Here is a 16,055-nt window from a genome sequence, read left to right as displayed (position 1 = left end):
CCCTGATGATCAAGATCCAGCTGGTGGACGACGAACCCCACATCCTCAGCGCCCTGCAACGCGTGCTTCGCCCGCAGGGCTGGGTACTGCACGCCTTCGACAACCCCGAGACCGCACTGCAGGCCCTGGCCGAGCATCGCTACGCGGTCATCGTCTGCGACCTCAACATGCCCCAGCTGGATGGCCTGACCTACCTGCAATTCGCCCGCCAGAGCCAGCCCGAGGCCCTGCGCATGCTGCTCAGCGCCCACGGTGACCGCTCGACCCTGATGCAGGCGATCAACCGCGCAGAGGTCTACCGCTTCCTGTCCAAGCCCTGGGAGAACTACGAGCTGGAAAGCGCCCTGCAAGGCGCCGTCGACCTTTTCCAGCTACGCGATGAAAACCGCCTCCTGCTGGAGCAGGTGCGTGGCCAGCAGGACACCCTCGACCGCCAGCGCCGCGAGCTGCTGCGACTGGAGGCCGAGCACCCGGGGTTGACCCGCGTGCGCCGCGATACCGACGGCGCCGTGATACTGGAGGGCTATGACCTGGATGACTGACCCCGGGCATCCAGGACAGCCTCAGCCATTGGAACGGCGCGACACCATGGCCAACCACAATCGCAACCTCGGCTACCAGGCCTACCTGCACTGCCTGGCCTTCGCCCTCATCGGCCTTGGCGGCATCAGCCTGGCGGCCTTCCTGGCCGAGGCCAGCCCGGCCCGCTACGAGCTCGTGCTGGTGCCTGACAGCGCCTTGATCACCCTGCTCGCCGGCGCCGCCGTGCTGAGCGCCACCCGCGGCTCGCGTCGTCTCTCGCTGCTGGCCGGCATGGCGCTGATCGCCCTGGCCGGCTACAGCCTCGGACACAACGTCCTGACCGGCGGCAGTGACCAGGGCCGCTCGCTGATCAGCGGCTACTGGCGCGTGCGCAGCGAGCTGGCGATTGTCGCCTGCCTGTTCGGCCTGGCCATGCTGCTGGCCCTGACCCGCCACGGCGGCCGCTGGCTCAGCCAGCTGTGCGGGATCACCCTGATCGGCCTGGCACTGGCCTCCCAGGTTTCGTTGCTGGATGCCAGCCACGACCTGCCGCGCTTCTCCTTCCGCCCGGAGGCCGGGCACATCGCCAACCTCTTCATCGCCTTGCTCGGCGCCGCCGTGCTGATGCTCTGCGCGCTGCCCGATGAACAGCGACGACTGCTCGACCGGCGCACCATGGTCACCGGCCTGCTCGGCGCCACGGCCACCTGCATCGGCTGGTTTCTCCTCAGCCTGAACGAAATCACCACCCTCAACGCCCACAGCCACCAGTTGCTGTTGCGCGCCCAAGCGGCCATCGAAAACACGCTGACCGTACGCCTGCAGCTGATGCAGCGTATGGCCGAGCGCTGGCAGAGCCTCGACGGCCTGCCTTCGGACGCGCTCTGGCAGCAGGAAGCCGGCAGTTACCTGCGCGATTATCCCAACATCAAGCTGATCGCCGTGCTCGACGCGGAAATGCTACCGCTCCGGCAACAGGGACGGACGCGGCAGGCCAACGACTGGCTGGCGCGCTTCCTTGCCCAGGACGCACTTCACGACTGGCTGGAGCAAGTGCGCCTGGGCAACGGCGCGCAGATGAGCCCGGCGCAAAGCTTCAGCGCCGCGGACAACAGCACCCTGGTGGCCACGCCCCTGCGGCTCAAGGGGCAGCCCACGGCCCTGCTGGTGGCCAGCCTGGACATCGGCGCCACCCTCGACCGGCAGTTGGCCAAGGATCTCGACGGTTTCGTCCTGGAGGTTTTCGAAGGCCCCAAACGCATTTACGAATCCAGCTTGGGCGATGAGGGGTACAACCTGTTCCCGGTGGGCGAACAGCGTGCCGACCTCGGCCCCGAAGGGCGCTGGCGCATGCGCACCTTCCAGGCGCTGTCCCACAGCGATCACACCACCTTGCTGCCGCCGCTGTTCATGCTGTTCGGCCTCGGCTTCACCTTCCTGCTGATGATCAGCCAGAGCTTTTCCCGGCTGGCCATCGAGCGCAGCCAGCGCCTGGGCGAAAGCAATCGCGAACTGGAACTGAGCCTGCAGCACCAGGCGCGGCTGCAGCGGCAGAACCAGCGGATCATGGACCACTCCATGGACGTGCTCTGCTCCATAGACGAGGCCGAGCGCTTCACCCAGGTCAGCCCCTCCTGCCACAGCGTGCTCGGTTACCGGCCCGAGGAGCTGATCGGCCGCCGCTACATCGAATTCGTCCTGGCCGAGGATCGCGAGCGCACCCGCAGCGACATCCAGGCCATCATCCGTGGCGAATCCTGGGATGCCGTGCGCAACCGCTGCCAGCGCAAGGACGGCAGCGTGGTCCACCTGCTCTGGTCCGCCGGCTGGTCGGAGGGCGAACGCACCCTGTTCGCCGTGGCCCACGACATCACCAGCCTGGTCCGTCACGAAGCCTATTCCGAGGATCAGCGGGACATCCTCAGCATGATCTCCACCGACCAGTTGCTGACGGACATACTCAGGGCCATCTGCCTGATGAGCGAGACCCTCGAGCCCACCGCCCTCTGCTCGGTACTGCTGGTGGACAGCGAACGCAAGCGCCTGCGCCTGGGCGCCGCGCCGAGCCTGCCGGAAGGGTTCATCCAGACGCTGGACGGCCTGCCCATCGGCCCCCTGTCCGGCGCCTGCGGCACCGCCGTGTTCCGTCGGCAGATGGTGGTGAGCAAGGACATCAGCGAAGACCCGCTCTGGCATGAGCACCGCGACCCCGCCCTGCGTCACGGCCTGCGCGCCTGCTGGGCCATCCCGCTGGTGTCCCATCATGGCGACGTGCTCGGCACCTTCGCCGTCTACCTGCGCCACCCTTGCGCGCCGGACGATGAGGCGCTGCAGCTGATCGGCACCGCCGGCCAACTGGCCGCCATCGCCATCGAGCGCCAGCACGACCGACTGCGCCTGCAGGAAAGCGAACAGCGCTATCGCTCGCTGTTCACCTTCAACCCCGACCCGGTGTTCTCCTTCGACCGCGACGGGCGCTTCGTCAGCCTCAACCAGGCGGGCTGCGAGCTGATCGGCTACAGCGCCGCGGAACTCCTCGGCCACCCCTTCTCCCGCCTGGTACGGGATGACGACGCCGAGCGCGTGCGCCAGCACTTCCGCGCGGTGCTCGACGGCCAGGCCCAGCGCCATGAAGTGCGCTGCCGCAACCGCGACGGACAGTTGCTGGAACTGGACTTCACCAACCTGCCGATCGTGGTCGAGGGGCAGATCGTCGGGGGCTTCGGCATTGCCAAGGACATCAGCGAACGAAACAGCATGACCCGCGCGCTGCAGCAAACGCTGACCCAGTCCGAGCGCAAGGCACAGCTGCTGCGCGGCCTCAGCGAAACCGCCCTGCGCATCGGCGGCATCCTCGATACCCGCCCGCTGCTGGACTTCATGTGCGAACAGCTGCGCCTGCTGGTGGGCAGCCATATGTCGCTGCTCGACCTGGCCGACGGCGAAGGCCTGGGCGCGGTCTCCCTGTCCGCCAAGTACCAGGACTGGCACCCGCCCTACCCGCGCGCCGAAGGTCCCGGCCTTCATGCCCGCGACTGCGCCGGGAACCTGCCGGTGCTGCTGACCCGCGCCGAGCTCACGGCCCCCGGCGACCAGGGCAGCGGCCAGTTGCCCCTGCAAGGTTGGCTGGCCGTCCCGCTGATCGACCACGGCGGGCACAACCTCGGTCTGATCCAGCTCTCCGACAAGTTCGAAGGCGACTTCGACGAGGACGATCTGGCCATTGCCCAGCAGTTCGCTCGAATGGCGGTGGCGGCGCTGGAAAACATCCGCCTGGTGCAGCAGGTGCTCTCCGGCGAACAGCGCCTGCAGGAACAGCTGGATTTCACCTCAGCCATCACCGACAGCGTCGGCGAAGGCTTGCTGGCCGTGGACCGCCAGGGCCGGCTGACCTTCGTCAACCCGGCCGGCGCCGAGTTGCTCGGGCAACCTGTCGAGGCGCTGCTCGGCCAGACGCTGGTCGACCACCTGCCACTGGATCTCTACAGCGCCCCGGAACCGGGTACCCGCCATGGCGAAGTGAGCCTGGGCGGCGACCGCCACATCGCCTACGACTGTGCCCCCCTGCTGCACGCCCAGACCCTCGGCGGCTGGGTCATCGCCTTCCGCGACATCAGCCGTGCCAAGGCGTCCGAGAAACAGCTGCGCATCCTCCAGCGCAGCATCGAGGCCAGTTACAACGGCGCGCTGATCTGTGACGCCACCGCCCCCGACCTGCCCATCATCTACGTCAATCCGTCCTTCGAGCGCATCACCGGCTACGCCGCGGAGGAAGCCCTGGGACGCAATTGCCGCTTTCTCCAGGGTGCCGACCGGGAACAGGCGGGCATCGCGGAAGTCCGTCACGCGATTGCGGAGAAGCGCGAAGTGCATGTGGTCCTGCGTAACTTCCGCAAGGACGGCACGCCCTTCTGGAACGACCTCTACATCGCCCCGGTGCCCGACGAGAACGGCGAGATCACCCACTTCATCGGCGTGCAGAACGACATCTCCGAGCAGAAGCGGGTGGAGTCCGAACTGGCCTACAACGCCAGCCACGACGTGCTCACCGGGCTGCCCAACCGCTCCCTGCTGGAAGATCGCCTGCGCCAGGGCTGCCAGATCAGCCAGCGCTACCAGCGCAAGCTGGCGGTGATGTTCATCGACCTCGACGGTTTCAAGCCGATCAACGACTCCATGGGCCACGGCATCGGCGACCAGATACTGGTGGAAGTGGCGCGGCGGCTGGTGCAGCAGGTGCGTCCCGGCGACACGGTGGCACGCCTGGGGGGCGACGAATTCATCCTGATCCTGCCCGACCTCGCCCGCGAGGAAGACGTGCTGCAGGTCGCCGAACGGGTCATCGACTGCATCGCCCGGCCGTACCCGATTGCCGGTAGCGAGCTGCACATCACCGCCAGCCTCGGCATCGCCTTGAGCGAACAGGGCATGCAGCAGCCCATGCAGCTGATCCAGCAGGCGGACCTGGCCATGTACAAGGCCAAACAACATGGACGCAATTGCTACCAGTGGTACACCACCGACCTGGAACAGAAGGTCAGCGAACGGGTGACCCTGCGCAACGAACTGCAGAAGGCCATCGAAGCCAATGCCTTCATGCTCTACTACCAGCCGCAGATAGACGGCCGCAATGGACGGGTCACCGGCTACGAAGCCCTGTTGCGCTGGCAGCACCCGCTGCTGGGCTTCATCGCCCCGGCGCAGTTCATACCGGTCGCCGAAGACACCGGGCAGATCATCCCGCTCAGCGAATGGGTGCTGTCCACCGCCTGCCGCGACTGCCGCGACCTGCTCGACCGCGGCATGAACGGAACCGTGGTGGCGGTGAACATCTCGGCGGTGCACTTCCAGCGCAATATCTTCGTCGACAGCGTGCGGCGCATCCTCGAAGAGACCCGGCTGCCGGCCGAGATGCTGGAACTGGAGATCACCGAAACCGTGCTGCTGGATAACGCCGAACGCGCCATCGCAACCCTGCAGGCGCTGAAGGCCCTGGGTGTGCGCCTGTCCATCGACGACTTCGGCACGGGCTTCTCCAGCCTCAACTACCTCAAGCGCCTGCCCATCGACAAGGTGAAGATCGACCGTGCCTTCGTCCAGGAGATCATCAGCGACCACCACGACGCCGCCATCACCCAGGGCATCATCTCCATGGCCCATCACCTGCGCCTGCGGGTGATCGCCGAAGGGGTGGAGAACGAGTCACAGTTCGCCTTCCTCAAGAAAAGCCACTGCGACGAGTTTCAGGGCTACTACTTCGCCCGCCCGATGCCATTCGAGCAGCTGGAGCAATTCCTCCACGAACACCACAAGAGCCCGGCCGCCTACCTGGAATCCCGACCTGGCGTCGGCAGCGCCCAGACCCTGCTGCTGCTCGACGATGAAGAGAACATCCTCCGTGCCCTGACCCGCGTGCTGCGCCGCGACGGCTACCAGATCCTCACCGCCACCCGCGCCCAGGACGCCTTCGCGCAACTGGCCAAGCACGACATCCAGGTGATCCTCTCCGACCAGCGCATGCCGGAAATGAACGGCACCGAGTTCCTCAGCCGGGTCAAGGACCTCTACCCCGACACCATCCGCATCGTGCTGTCCGGTTACACCGACCTGAAATCCGTCACCGATGCCATCAACCAGGGCGCCATCTACAAGTTCCTCACCAAGCCCTGGGACGACGACCAGCTACGCGCCGTGATCGCCCAGGCCTTCCTCCACCACAGCCTGGCCAAAGCCAAGGAGGAGAGCGCAGTGGTGGAACAGGGCGCGGAATGAGCCCGTAGGGTGGACCACGCTTTACCGGTCCACCATTCAGGGATCGTCATGGCTCGAATGGTGGAAATGAAGAGCGATTTCCACCCTACGCACCGAAGGTGTAGGCCAATCCTTTGTAGGGGCGAATTCATTCGCCAAGCAGGCCGCAGGCCTGCCCCGCCAAGCCCCATTGGGCTGCTGCGCATCCCTTGGCGAATGAATTCGCCCCTACAGGTCAAGCGCCTGCAGCACGCTGGCCCCGGTGAAGAGGAACAACACCTGCTCCTCCGCTTCGGCACGGATGGCCTCACGACGCTCCGGCTCGCCGATGTAGTCCAGGGACATCTGGAACAGGTTGCGGCTGACCAGACGTGACACCCGCCGCACCACCGGCTCGGCCACCAGCGCCGGCAGCAGCTGGTATTCACGGACGTCCTCGGCCATGTCGGCGGCGAAATCGTCCATGACCTCGCCCAAGGCGGCGCGCAGCACCGGGGAGGCGCCATGCAGCTCGCGCACGCCGATGATGAAGGCCTCGGCATGGCCGTCGACGAAGTCGAAGAACAGCTGCACCGTCTCATGGCAGACCCGGCGGCCGCGGCCGAGGTCGATGCCCAGTAGCTTCGGCACTCCCCCGCCGTCGCCCTGCACGGCGCGGGCCGCGGCCTCGCGGCGCAAGTCGCGCAGGGGCTGGCGCAGCTGGGTGGCGATGTTGCGGATGATGGCCAGGCCGAGGTCGTCCACATCCTTGAAATGGCGATAGAAGGTGTTGGGGTTCAACCCGGCCTCCCGCGCCAGCTCGCGCAGCCCCAGGCTGCCCAGGCTGCGGCTGCGCGAGCCCAGTCGCAGCGCGGCCTCCATGAGCAGGCGCTTGCCCGGGGCGTCCATGACAGGTTCTGGCGACTGCGGCTCGTCGCCACTGGCGGAATTCATCTCTGGCCCTACCTAAGGTTGGTTGTGACGGCGTTGGATTGCCGGCGAGTATACAGCTGTCTACCTTGGTATACAGCTGTATACGTCGCAACTAACAAGAACAGGAGCCCGGCCCATGACAGCCCCAGCCTCACCCCGCCCCCCTGCCCGCCATTGCAAGATCGCCATCATAGGTTCCGGCTTCTCCGGCCTCGGCATGGCGATCCGCCTGAAGCAGAAGGGCGAGAACGACTTCCTCATGTTCGAGAAGGAGCCCGGCATCGGCGGCACCTGGCGGGTGAACAACTACCCGGGCTGCGGCTGCGACGTGCAGTCCCATCTCTATTCCTTCTCCTTCGAGCCGAACCCGAACTGGACGCGGATGTTCGCCAAGCAGGAAGAAATCAAGACCTACCTGGAAGGCTGCTGGGAGAAGTACCGGCTGCAGGACAAGACCCTGCTCGGCACCGAGATCACCCGCCTGGCCTGGAACGACCTGGACGAGCTGTGGCAGATCGAGGACGCCGCCGGCAACCAGTACAGCGCCCAGTTCGTGGTCTCCGGCATGGGCGCCCTGTCCACCCCGTCGATCCCGGCGCTGAACGGCCTGGAGCACTTCCAGGGGATGCGCTTCCACTCCCAGCGGTGGAACCACGAGTACGATCTTTCCGGCAAGCGCGTCGCGGTGATCGGCACCGGCGCCTCCAGCATCCAGTTCGTGCCGCAGATCCAGAAGCAGGTGGCACAGTTGGACCTCTACCAGCGCACCGCGCCCTGGATCATGCCCAAGCCCGACCGTGCCATCGGCGAGGGCGAGCGCTCCCGCTTCAAGCGCTTCCCGATCCTGCAGCAGCTCTGGCGCGGCGCCATCTACGCAGTGCTGGAGAGCCGTGTGGTGGGCTTTGCCCTGACGCCGAAGGTGATGAAGCTCGCCGAGCTGGTCGCCAGGGGCTACATCAAGCGCAAGATCAAGGACCCGGTGCTGCGCTCCAAGGTCACCCCGGACTACACCATGGGCTGCAAGCGGGTGCTGATCTCCAACGACTACTACCCGGCACTGACCCAGTCCAACGTCGAGGTGATCACCGACGGCATCCGCGAGATCCGCGCGGGCAGCATCGTTACCGCCGACGGCAGCGAGCGCGAGATCGACGCCATCATCTTCGGCACCGGCTTCACCCCCAGCGATCCGCTGCCGCGCAACGTGGTCTTCGGCCGTGGCGGCGTCGACCTGCTGGACACCTGGCCGCAAGGCCCCGAGGCCTACAAGGGCACCATGACCGCCGGCTTCCCCAACCTGTTCTTCCTCATGGGGCCGAACACGGGCCTGGGCCACAACTCCATGGTCTACATGATCGAGTCGCAGATCCATTACGTGCTCGGCGCCCTCGACCTGCTGGGCGAACGCCGCCTGCGCAGCCTGGAGGTCAAGCGCGAGGTGCAGGACAGCTTCAACGGCAAGCTCCAGGGCAGCCTCGGCAATACCGTGTGGAATGCCGGCGGCTGCACGAGCTGGTACCTGCACCCGGTGAGCGGCCGCAACTGCACCGTCTGGCCGGGCTTCACCTGGCGCTTCCGCCTGCTGACCCGCAACTTCGACCCGGCGGCCTACCACTTCAGCCGCAGCGTGCCGGTGCACGCCGCCCAGGGCGCCCTGCATCTGAACACCCAGGAGGTGCCAGCATGAAATCCTTCGAGAACAAGGTGGCCGCCGTCACCGGCGCCGGCTCCGGCATCGGTCGTGCGCTGGCCTGCACCCTCGCCCGCCAGGGCTGCCACCTGGCGCTGGCCGACGTGAACACCGAAGGCCTGGCGGAAACCGCTGTCCTGGTGCGCAAGCTCGGCGTCGAGGTCACCGAAACCCGCGTCGACGTCGCCGACCGCGACGCCGTGCACGCCTGGGCCGAACAAGTGGTACTGGACCATGGCCGGGTCAACCTGGTGATCAACAACGCCGGCGTCGCCCACGCCGGCACCGTGGACGGCAGCGACTACTCGGAATACGAGTGGATCATGAACATCAACTTCTGGGGCGTGGTGTACGGCACCAAGGCCTTCCTGCCGCACCTCAAGGCCAGCGGCGAAGGCCATGTGGTCAACGTCTCCAGCGTGTTCGGCCTGTTCGCCCAGCCGGGCATGAGCGCCTACAACGCCACCAAGTTCGCCGTGCGCGGTTTCACCGAATCCCTGCGCCAGGAACTGGACATGGAAAACTGCGGCGTATCGGCCAGCTGCGTGCACCCCGGCGGCATCCGGACCAATATCGCCCGGACCGCGCGGATGAACGACAGCCTGGTAAAGGTCACCGGCCAGGAGGCCAGCCGCGCCCGCCAGCAGTTCAACGACCAGCTGCTGCGCACCAGCCCGGACAAGGCCGCCGAGGTGATCCTGCGCGGCGTGCTCAAGGACAACCGGCGCATCCTCATCGGCGCCGACGCCTGGGCCCTGGATGGCATGCAGCGCCTGCTGCCGACCCTCTACCAACGCCTGGTCACCGGCTCCATGCGCCTGGCGGCCAGGTTCGCGCCCAGGCCGAGGGCGGGCGAGGTGTCCAAGGCGGCCGACTGAGGCACCTGGACCAACTCGCCCCCACGGGCCTTGCGGGGGCGAGTTCATTCGCCATGCGGTCATCCCCGCTCTTGTCCTAGAACAGACTCAACGGATACTCCACGATCACCCGCACCTCATCATGGTCCGGGTAGCGATACCCGGTGGTGCCCCGGTGGGTCGACTGCCGCAGTCGCAGGGACAGATTCTTCGCCGGCCCGTCCTGCACCACGTAGCGCACTTCCACGTTGCGCTCCCAGTGCTCGTTGTCCTTGTCCGGGTCGTAGACGAATCGCGCGGTGTAGAACGGGTTGTCACTGTCCGCGTTATCCATGCCATCGCCGCGGATGTAGCGGGTCATCACGCTCAGGCCGGGCACGCCGAAGGCGGCCATGTCGAGGTCATAGCGGGCCTGCCAGGAACGCTCGTTGGCCTCGCTGAAGGTCACCACCTGGCCCACGTTGCCCATATACAGGCTGCCACCCTGGGTGCGGTCGAAGCCGACCCAGTCCAGCGGCTCGTCGCCATCCACCACCTGCCGGCCGACCGTGAAGCTGTGTGGGCCGCGCACGTATGTGGCGGTGAGAGACCAGGCGGTGGTATCGATGTCCCCGCCCCTTGCCGATCCACTGTCGTGGGTGTCGTAGAGGTTGAACGCGAAGCTCATAGCCTGCCCCGCGCCCAGGCCGATTCGGTATTTGGCGCCGGCGTAATGCTGCCGCCAGATGTCCTGCAGCTCCGAGGTGTACAGGCTCAGGTTGAAGCGGTCATTCGGCGTCCAGCTGCCGCCCAGGTAGCCAATGCTGCGTGCCGTCGGCAGCACGGCATAGTCGGTGGTCAGCTCGCCGTCGCTGTTGCTGGAGTCCACCCCACGCGTGCGGGTGAAATGGCCGGCCTGCAGGTTCAGCCCGCTGACTTCGTCCGACGCCAGGCTGAAGCCGGTGGCCATGCTCGGCAGCAGCCGAGCCTGGTTTGCGGCGAACACCGGCACTTCGGGCATTATCTCGCCATACTTCAGCACCGTGCGGGACAGCCGCAGCTTCAGCGCACCACCGAGGGTCGAGTAGTCGTCGCGGGGGTCGCCATCGCGGTCGACCGGCAGCAGACTGGTGCCAGTGCGCCCGGCGCCGCTGTCCAGCTTCAGGCCGAGCATGGCGTGGGCGTCCAGGCCGAAACCGAAGGTCCCTCGGGTGAAGCCCGAACGGTAGAAGGCCATGATCCCGTGGGCCCATTCCTCGCGGTAGCCGTTGCGCTCGGCCAACGGCTTGCCGGCATTGCTGCCCAGGCCGTTGGCGCTGCCGTGGCGCAAATCGCGGTTGAAGTAGTAATTGCGGTTGAGCAGGTCCAGGTGGCTGTCTTCGAGGAAACCCCGGGCATCGGCCTGATCGGCCTCGACGCACAGGGACACGCAGAGCGCCGCAGCACCCAGCAGGAAGCGGTGAGTCATTTCGCGTCTCTCTTGTTGTTGTGCACGAACGCCTTCCCGCCGCGAAGGGATACACCATTCGCGCTCCGGCGGGAGGTCAGGAAGAAAAGGGACAGGCGCCGCCCCGAGCCAGGCGGCGCCCGTCAATCAGGACGGATCGAGGCCCAGGGCCTGCGCCCGGGAAGATCGCGCCGCCCTGCGTCCCTGGGCATGCACCGCCAGCCCCGCCAGCCCGGCGGGAATCACCAGCACGGCGAACACCTGGGACAGGGACCAGCCAAGGGCCATCATCTGCGCGCCGGCAAAGGCACTCAGGATGGCGCCGAAGCGACCGATGCCGCTCATCCAGCTGGCGCCCGTGGCACGGGCCTCGGTGGGGTAGAAGCAGGCGGCGAGGGCATTCATGCCGACGCTGGAACCGTTGAGGCAGAAGCCCACGGCCCAGGCGATGGCGCAGAGCAGCTTGAAGTCCGACGTGGCGTGGCCAATGGCGAAAATCACCACACCACTGACAAGGAAGGTCAGCATGATCACCCGCTGCTTGCTCCAGCGATCCATGGCCCAGCCCACGGTCAGTGCGCCCACCGGCCCACCGATCTGGAACATCGACGTGATGATGGCTGCGTCGGACACGCTGTAGCCGCCGCCTTCCTTCACCAGGGTCGGCAGCCAGCTGCTGAACAGGTAGACCAGGAACAAAGAGAGGAAGTAACCGCCCCAGAGCATCAGGGTGCCGAAGCGGTAGCGCGATGACAGGACGATGCCAATGGCCCCGCCCTGTCCGGCCACCGCGCGGGGCAGTTGGAACTGGCTGTCGGGTCCGGCCACGCCGGGAGCCAGGCGCTCGACGATCCGGCGGATGCGACTGGCCGGCGCCTTGCGCGCCACCAGGAAACTCACCGACTCGGGCAGGCCGAACAACAGCACCGGCGCCACCAGCAACGGCAGCACGCCCCCCAGCACCAGCACGCAGTGCCAGCCGAAGGCGGGGATCATCCAGGCGGACAGAAAGCCGCCACCCGCCGCGCCGAGGGAGAAACCGCAGAAGGCCACCGTGATGAGGAAGGAGCGGCTGCGTTCCGGCGCGTACTCCGAAACCAGGGTACTGGCGTTGGGCATGGCAGCGCCCAGGCCGAGCCCGGTGAGAAATCGAAAGGCAACCATCATCTCGACATGGGTGGAGAAGGCTGTGGCCAAGGTCCAGAAGCCGAAGAAGAACACACTGCACACCAACACCACCTTGCGCCCATAGCGGTCGGCCAGGGGCCCCGCCACCAGCGCGCCCACCGCCAGGCCGATCAGCGCGGCGCTGAGCACTGGCCCCAGGGCTGTCGGCTCCAGGCCCCAGTCCATTTTCAGCTGCGGTGCGATGAAGCCCATGATGGCCACGTCGAATCCGTCCAGGGCGATGATCAGGAAGCCCAGGAACACCACCCACTTCTGAAAGCCGCCCAGGGGCCGGCTGTTGATCAGTTCACGCACGTCTATGGCTTGCGTTCTGTTCACGTCTTTCACCTCTCGCATCGGGCGGTCCGGGCCGAGCCGGTGCCGCCGCTTTCTTGTTGTTGTGCAGCGATTTAGCGCATGCCTGCGCGCCTCGCCCGCCGGGGCAAGGCAAGTTCCACCCGGGTTGACGGCGCCCCGGTTACGAAGCACGCCCCTCCAGCGCGCGGAAGCGGACGGGGCGGATGATCCGCGTCTCCTGGGCCAGCACCAGGCCGGTGGTGGCGTGCAGGTATTCGGCGAAATCCGGATCGCGGTCGCGGGCCAGGCTGCGCTTCTCGAAATCGTCCAGGCTGTCGTAGCCCCAGAGGTGCACCACCTGGTTCAGCGGACCGATGCTGCTGGTGTAGAACGCCAGCGGCGGGCCCAGATGGCGGAGCAGCACGGGCATGGCCAGGCGGTCGAAGAGGTCGAGAAACTCGGCCATGCCGCGGGGGCGGATGGTGTAGATGCGGTGGTCGACCACCGGCTTCTGGCTCATCAGGCCACCTCCTGGCGCTTGGCCCTGACGCTCGTGACGCCGGCGAGGTGGCGGCCGGTGATGTAGCCGAAGGTCATGATCGGCCCCAGGGTGATGCCCGCGCCGGGGTAGTTGCCGCCCATCATGCTGGCGCGGTCGTTGCCCACCGAGTAGAGCCCCGCAATGGCCTGGCCGCTGGCATCCAGCACTTCACCGTGCACACTGGTGCGGATGCCATCGAAAGTACCCAGGTCGCCCATCACCACCTTGAGGGCGTAGAAGGGGCCTTCGCTGACCGGCGCAACGCAGGGGTTGGGGCGGTGCTCCGGATCGGCCAGGTAGCGGTTGAAGGACGTGCTGCCACGGCCGAACTCAGGGTCCTCGCCCCGCCCCGCTCCCTGGTTGTATTCACGGACGGTCCGCTCCAGCCCGGCAACGTCCAGGCCGGCATTGCGCGCCAGTTCGGCCAGGGTGCGGCCCTTGGCCAGGTAACCGTTGCGTATCAGAGGCGACAGCGGCATGGGCGCCGGCTTGGCATAGCCCAGGCCGTACTTGGCGATGGTGCGGCTGTCGCAGATCAGCCACATGGCGGTTTCCCGCTCGCCTTCGCAGCCCCGGATCATCGCCGCGCCGACATCGTGGTAGGAGTTCGATTCGTTGGTGAAGCGCCGGCCATTGCGCAGCACGCCGATCACCCCCGGCTTGTAGCGGTCCAGCAGGTGCGGGAAGGCAACATGTCCGCTGCCCATGGGCACCCTGGATACCGGCATCCAGGCCGCGGCCTCGGGATAGCGGATATCCACCTGCCCTCCCGCCGCTTCGGCCATGCGCAGGCCGTCGCCGGTGTTGCCCGCCGGCACCGGCGAGAAGTGCTCGCCACCCCGGCGCACATGGGGGTAGGCCTCGGACAGGCGCTTCAGGTCATGGGAGAAACCACCACAGGCCAGCACCACGCCACGCCGCGCTTCGATGCGCAGGTCACCGGAGCCGCCCTGGGCAAGTGCGCCGCGCACCTTGCCGTTTTCCAGCAGCAGTTCACGGGCACCGGTGCCGGTATGGATGGGTATGCCCAGGTCCAGCGCCGACCTGGCCAGGCGTGCCGCCAGGGCGTTGCCGCTGGTGACCTGGATCCCGCGCCGATACAGCAGCAGTTCCTTCATGTGGGTGGCCAGACGCCGCACCACATAGACGAAGGACTTCAGGGAGCGGGTGGCATTGAAGAAATGCTTCAGGTCGGCGTTGGACGAGTTGAACATCATGCCGATGAAGGTGATGGTCTTCAGCGGCGGGCGCAGGCGCGCCATGTCCTGTCCCAGGCCACGAATGTCGTAGGGGGCGGCAAGGATGGAACGGCCGATGTCGACGCCGCCGCCGATCTGCGGGTGGTAGTCCGGGTAGAGCGTGGGGACGAATTTCACCTCGGTCTCGCGCTCGAAGAAATCCACCATCTGCGGACCGGCATCGAGGAAGGCGTCCACCGCCTCGGCGTCGAAGAAGGCGCCGGTCTCGTTCTGCAGGTAGGTGCGCGCGGCTTCGCGGCTGTCCTCGATGCCGTTGGCGCGGGCGTGACGGTTGCCGGGAATCCACAGCACGCCGCCGGAAAAGGCGGTCGTGCCGCCGAAGCAGGTGTCCTTCTCGATCACCACCACGTCCAGGCCCTGCTTCTTCGCGGTGATGGCGGTGGACAGGCCACCGGCGCCGGCGCCTATCACCAGTACATCGCACTGGATTCGGTTGGCTGTCTGTTGGTTCATGGGTCGAATCTCTCGAAATCCGGGCCGAGCGCGCCCCACCCGGCGTCATGCGGGCAAGGCCGTTCAGCGATCAAAGGGGACGGTCAGACGTGACTGACGGGCGACTCGTAGCCGGGGCGTGGGATCAGCGCCATCAGCATCGACTCCAGCCCCCCATCGACGGTGATCTCGGCACCGTTGACGTAGTCCGAGCGCGGACTGGCGAGGAACAGCACGGCGTTGGCTATGTCGGTGGGTTCGCCGATGCGGCCACTGGCGGTCATCGCTTTTCGCGCCTGCTCGACCCGGGCGTCGGCGTAGAAGGCCGCCGACAGAGGGGTGCGGATCAGCCCCGGGCAGATGGCGTTGCTGCGCACGCCCCGGCTGCCCCACTCCGCCGCCAGCTGGCGCGACAGCATGCTCACCGCCGACTTCGCCGCGCTGTAGGCACCGCTCCAGGTCTGTGGGTAGTGGGAGGCGATGGAGGCCACATGCACGATGCGCCCGGCGCCCTGTGCCAGCATCGAGCGGCCGAAGGCCTGGGAGCAGAGCAGGTAGCCGTTCAGGTTGACCGAGAGCACCTGGTTCCACTGCTCCAGGCTGACCTCTTCCAGCGCTGCGGGGCGCAGCACGCTGGCGTTGTTCACCAGCACGTCGCAACGGCCATAGCGTGCCTCCACCTCGGCGGCGGCAGACTGCACGCTGGCGGGGTCGGCGATGTTGCAGGCGATTGCGGGAATCGCTTCGCCGGTCTCCCGGGAAAGCTCGCCGGCGAGGTCGCGGCATTTGTCCAGGTCGAGGTCCAGCAGCGCCACACGGGCGCCCTGCCGCACCAGGGCGGTGGCGATCCGGGCACCTATGCCACCAGCGGCGCCGGTGACGACGCACACGGCGCCAGCAAGGTCGAGCCAGGAATCTTGTGCTTGGGATATGTTCATTGTTGTCTCCAGGCCAGGCACGAAAGGCGGATGGCGGCGGGAACGATTGGCAGCCCGCGCCTGGAATCCAGCTTATGGCCGGTGGCGACTGGCGCAGAATGGACAAAAACCGCAAGCAGCCAGACATTTTCGACAAAGTGTCCGAAAAGCGGCCGGACGGGTTTGCCCGGTCCCGTCGGGCTGGATAGGGTTGGGCGAGGCCATCATCCGTGTAGCGAATCGATTCGCGCCTGCAGAGACCCTTCCCGCTGCCAGCCCTGGGA

General features: G+C 66.8%; 10 protein-coding genes. 4 read left to right on the top strand and 6 right to left on the bottom strand.

The window, feature by feature from the left end; translation table 11 throughout:
* Positions 1-5: 5 nt before the first annotated feature.
* Together ACFW0H_RS09925 and ACFW0H_RS09920 are read left to right on the top strand one after the other, a co-directional pair.
* Entirely contained in the window at positions 6-542 is a 537-nt protein-coding gene (locus ACFW0H_RS09925; RefSeq protein WP_422913730.1) for a response regulator, read from the top strand.
* Positions 543-588: 46 nt separating this feature from the next.
* Positions 589-6,294, top strand: coding sequence for an EAL domain-containing protein (locus ACFW0H_RS09920; RefSeq protein ID WP_422913729.1), 5,706 nt, complete (start codon positions 589-591; stop codon positions 6,292-6,294).
* A gap of 207 nt (positions 6,295-6,501) precedes the next feature.
* Here the strand turns inward: ACFW0H_RS09920 and ACFW0H_RS09915 are convergent, their stop codons facing one another.
* Entirely contained in the window at positions 6,502-7,206 is a 705-nt protein-coding gene (locus ACFW0H_RS09915; RefSeq protein WP_422913728.1) for a TetR family transcriptional regulator, read from the bottom strand.
* 115 nt (positions 7,207-7,321) lie between these two features.
* On the opposite strand from ACFW0H_RS09915, the gene ACFW0H_RS09910 reads away from it, so the two are divergent.
* Together ACFW0H_RS09910 and ACFW0H_RS09905 are read left to right on the top strand one after the other, a co-directional pair.
* Positions 7,322-8,872, top strand: coding sequence for a flavin-containing monooxygenase (locus tag ACFW0H_RS09910; RefSeq protein ID WP_422913727.1), 1,551 nt, complete (start codon positions 7,322-7,324; stop codon positions 8,870-8,872).
* On the top strand, positions 8,869-9,753 hold the full coding sequence (locus ACFW0H_RS09905; RefSeq protein ID WP_422913726.1) for an SDR family NAD(P)-dependent oxidoreductase: 885 nt from the start codon (positions 8,869-8,871) through the stop codon (positions 9,751-9,753). Before ACFW0H_RS09910 ends, ACFW0H_RS09905 begins: the two co-directional genes overlap by 4 nt.
* 76 nt (positions 9,754-9,829) lie before the next feature.
* Here the strand turns inward: ACFW0H_RS09905 and ACFW0H_RS09900 are convergent, their stop codons facing one another.
* The 5 genes from ACFW0H_RS09900 to ACFW0H_RS09880 form a co-directional block, all read right to left on the bottom strand.
* The gene (locus ACFW0H_RS09900) at positions 9,830-11,179 is read right to left on the bottom strand and encodes an OprD family porin (protein WP_422913725.1); all 1,350 of its coding nucleotides are present in this window, start codon (positions 11,177-11,179) and stop codon (positions 9,830-9,832) included.
* Positions 11,180-11,305: 126 nt separating this feature from the next.
* Positions 11,306-12,682, bottom strand: coding sequence for an MFS transporter (locus ACFW0H_RS09895; RefSeq protein ID WP_422913724.1), 1,377 nt, complete (start codon positions 12,680-12,682; stop codon positions 11,306-11,308).
* Between the two features lie 121 nt (positions 12,683-12,803).
* A complete protein-coding gene (locus tag ACFW0H_RS09890; RefSeq protein WP_422913723.1) occupies positions 12,804-13,142 on the bottom strand; it encodes an NIPSNAP family protein in 339 nt (112 codons plus the stop codon).
* Positions 13,142-14,875 (bottom strand): FAD-dependent oxidoreductase, encoded by a 1,734-nt coding sequence (locus ACFW0H_RS09885; protein ID WP_422913722.1) that lies wholly within the window; start codon positions 14,873-14,875, stop codon positions 13,142-13,144. The genes ACFW0H_RS09890 and ACFW0H_RS09885 overlap by 1 nt, the downstream gene beginning before the upstream one ends.
* Before the next feature lie 83 nt (positions 14,876-14,958).
* On the bottom strand, positions 14,959-15,792 hold the full coding sequence (locus ACFW0H_RS09880) for an SDR family NAD(P)-dependent oxidoreductase (protein WP_422913721.1): 834 nt from the start codon (positions 15,790-15,792) through the stop codon (positions 14,959-14,961).
* Between the last annotated feature and the right edge of the window lie 263 nt (positions 15,793-16,055).

The sequence above is a fragment of the Metapseudomonas cellulosilytica genome, from assembly GCF_049334135.1.
Lineage (GTDB): Bacteria > Pseudomonadota > Gammaproteobacteria > Pseudomonadales > Pseudomonadaceae > Metapseudomonas.
Note: the sequence above shows the minus strand (reverse complement) of the source record. Positions and strands in the feature narration are given on the sequence as shown.

What these genes read in the sequence shown, in the direction of transcription:
- ACFW0H_RS09925 (WP_422913730.1), top strand. Translation starts at nt 6, where the DNA reads ATGATCAAGATCCAGCTGGTGGACGACGAACCCCACATCCTCAGCGCC.
- ACFW0H_RS09920 (WP_422913729.1), top strand. Translation starts at nt 589, where the DNA reads ATGGCCAACCACAATCGCAACCTCGGCTACCAGGCCTACCTGCACTGC.
- ACFW0H_RS09915 (WP_422913728.1), bottom strand. Translation starts at nt 7,206, where the DNA reads ATGAATTCCGCCAGTGGCGACGAGCCGCAGTCGCCAGAACCTGTCATG.
- ACFW0H_RS09910 (WP_422913727.1), top strand. Translation starts at nt 7,322, where the DNA reads ATGACAGCCCCAGCCTCACCCCGCCCCCCTGCCCGCCATTGCAAGATC.
- ACFW0H_RS09905 (WP_422913726.1), top strand. Translation starts at nt 8,869, where the DNA reads ATGAAATCCTTCGAGAACAAGGTGGCCGCCGTCACCGGCGCCGGCTCC.
- ACFW0H_RS09900 (WP_422913725.1), bottom strand. Translation starts at nt 11,179, where the DNA reads ATGACTCACCGCTTCCTGCTGGGTGCTGCGGCGCTCTGCGTGTCCCTG.
- ACFW0H_RS09895 (WP_422913724.1), bottom strand. Translation starts at nt 12,682, where the DNA reads ATGCGAGAGGTGAAAGACGTGAACAGAACGCAAGCCATAGACGTGCGT.
- ACFW0H_RS09890 (WP_422913723.1), bottom strand. Translation starts at nt 13,142, where the DNA reads ATGAGCCAGAAGCCGGTGGTCGACCACCGCATCTACACCATCCGCCCC.
- ACFW0H_RS09885 (WP_422913722.1), bottom strand. Translation starts at nt 14,875, where the DNA reads ATGAACCAACAGACAGCCAACCGAATCCAGTGCGATGTACTGGTGATA.
- ACFW0H_RS09880 (WP_422913721.1), bottom strand. Translation starts at nt 15,792, where the DNA reads ATGAACATATCCCAAGCACAAGATTCCTGGCTCGACCTTGCTGGCGCC.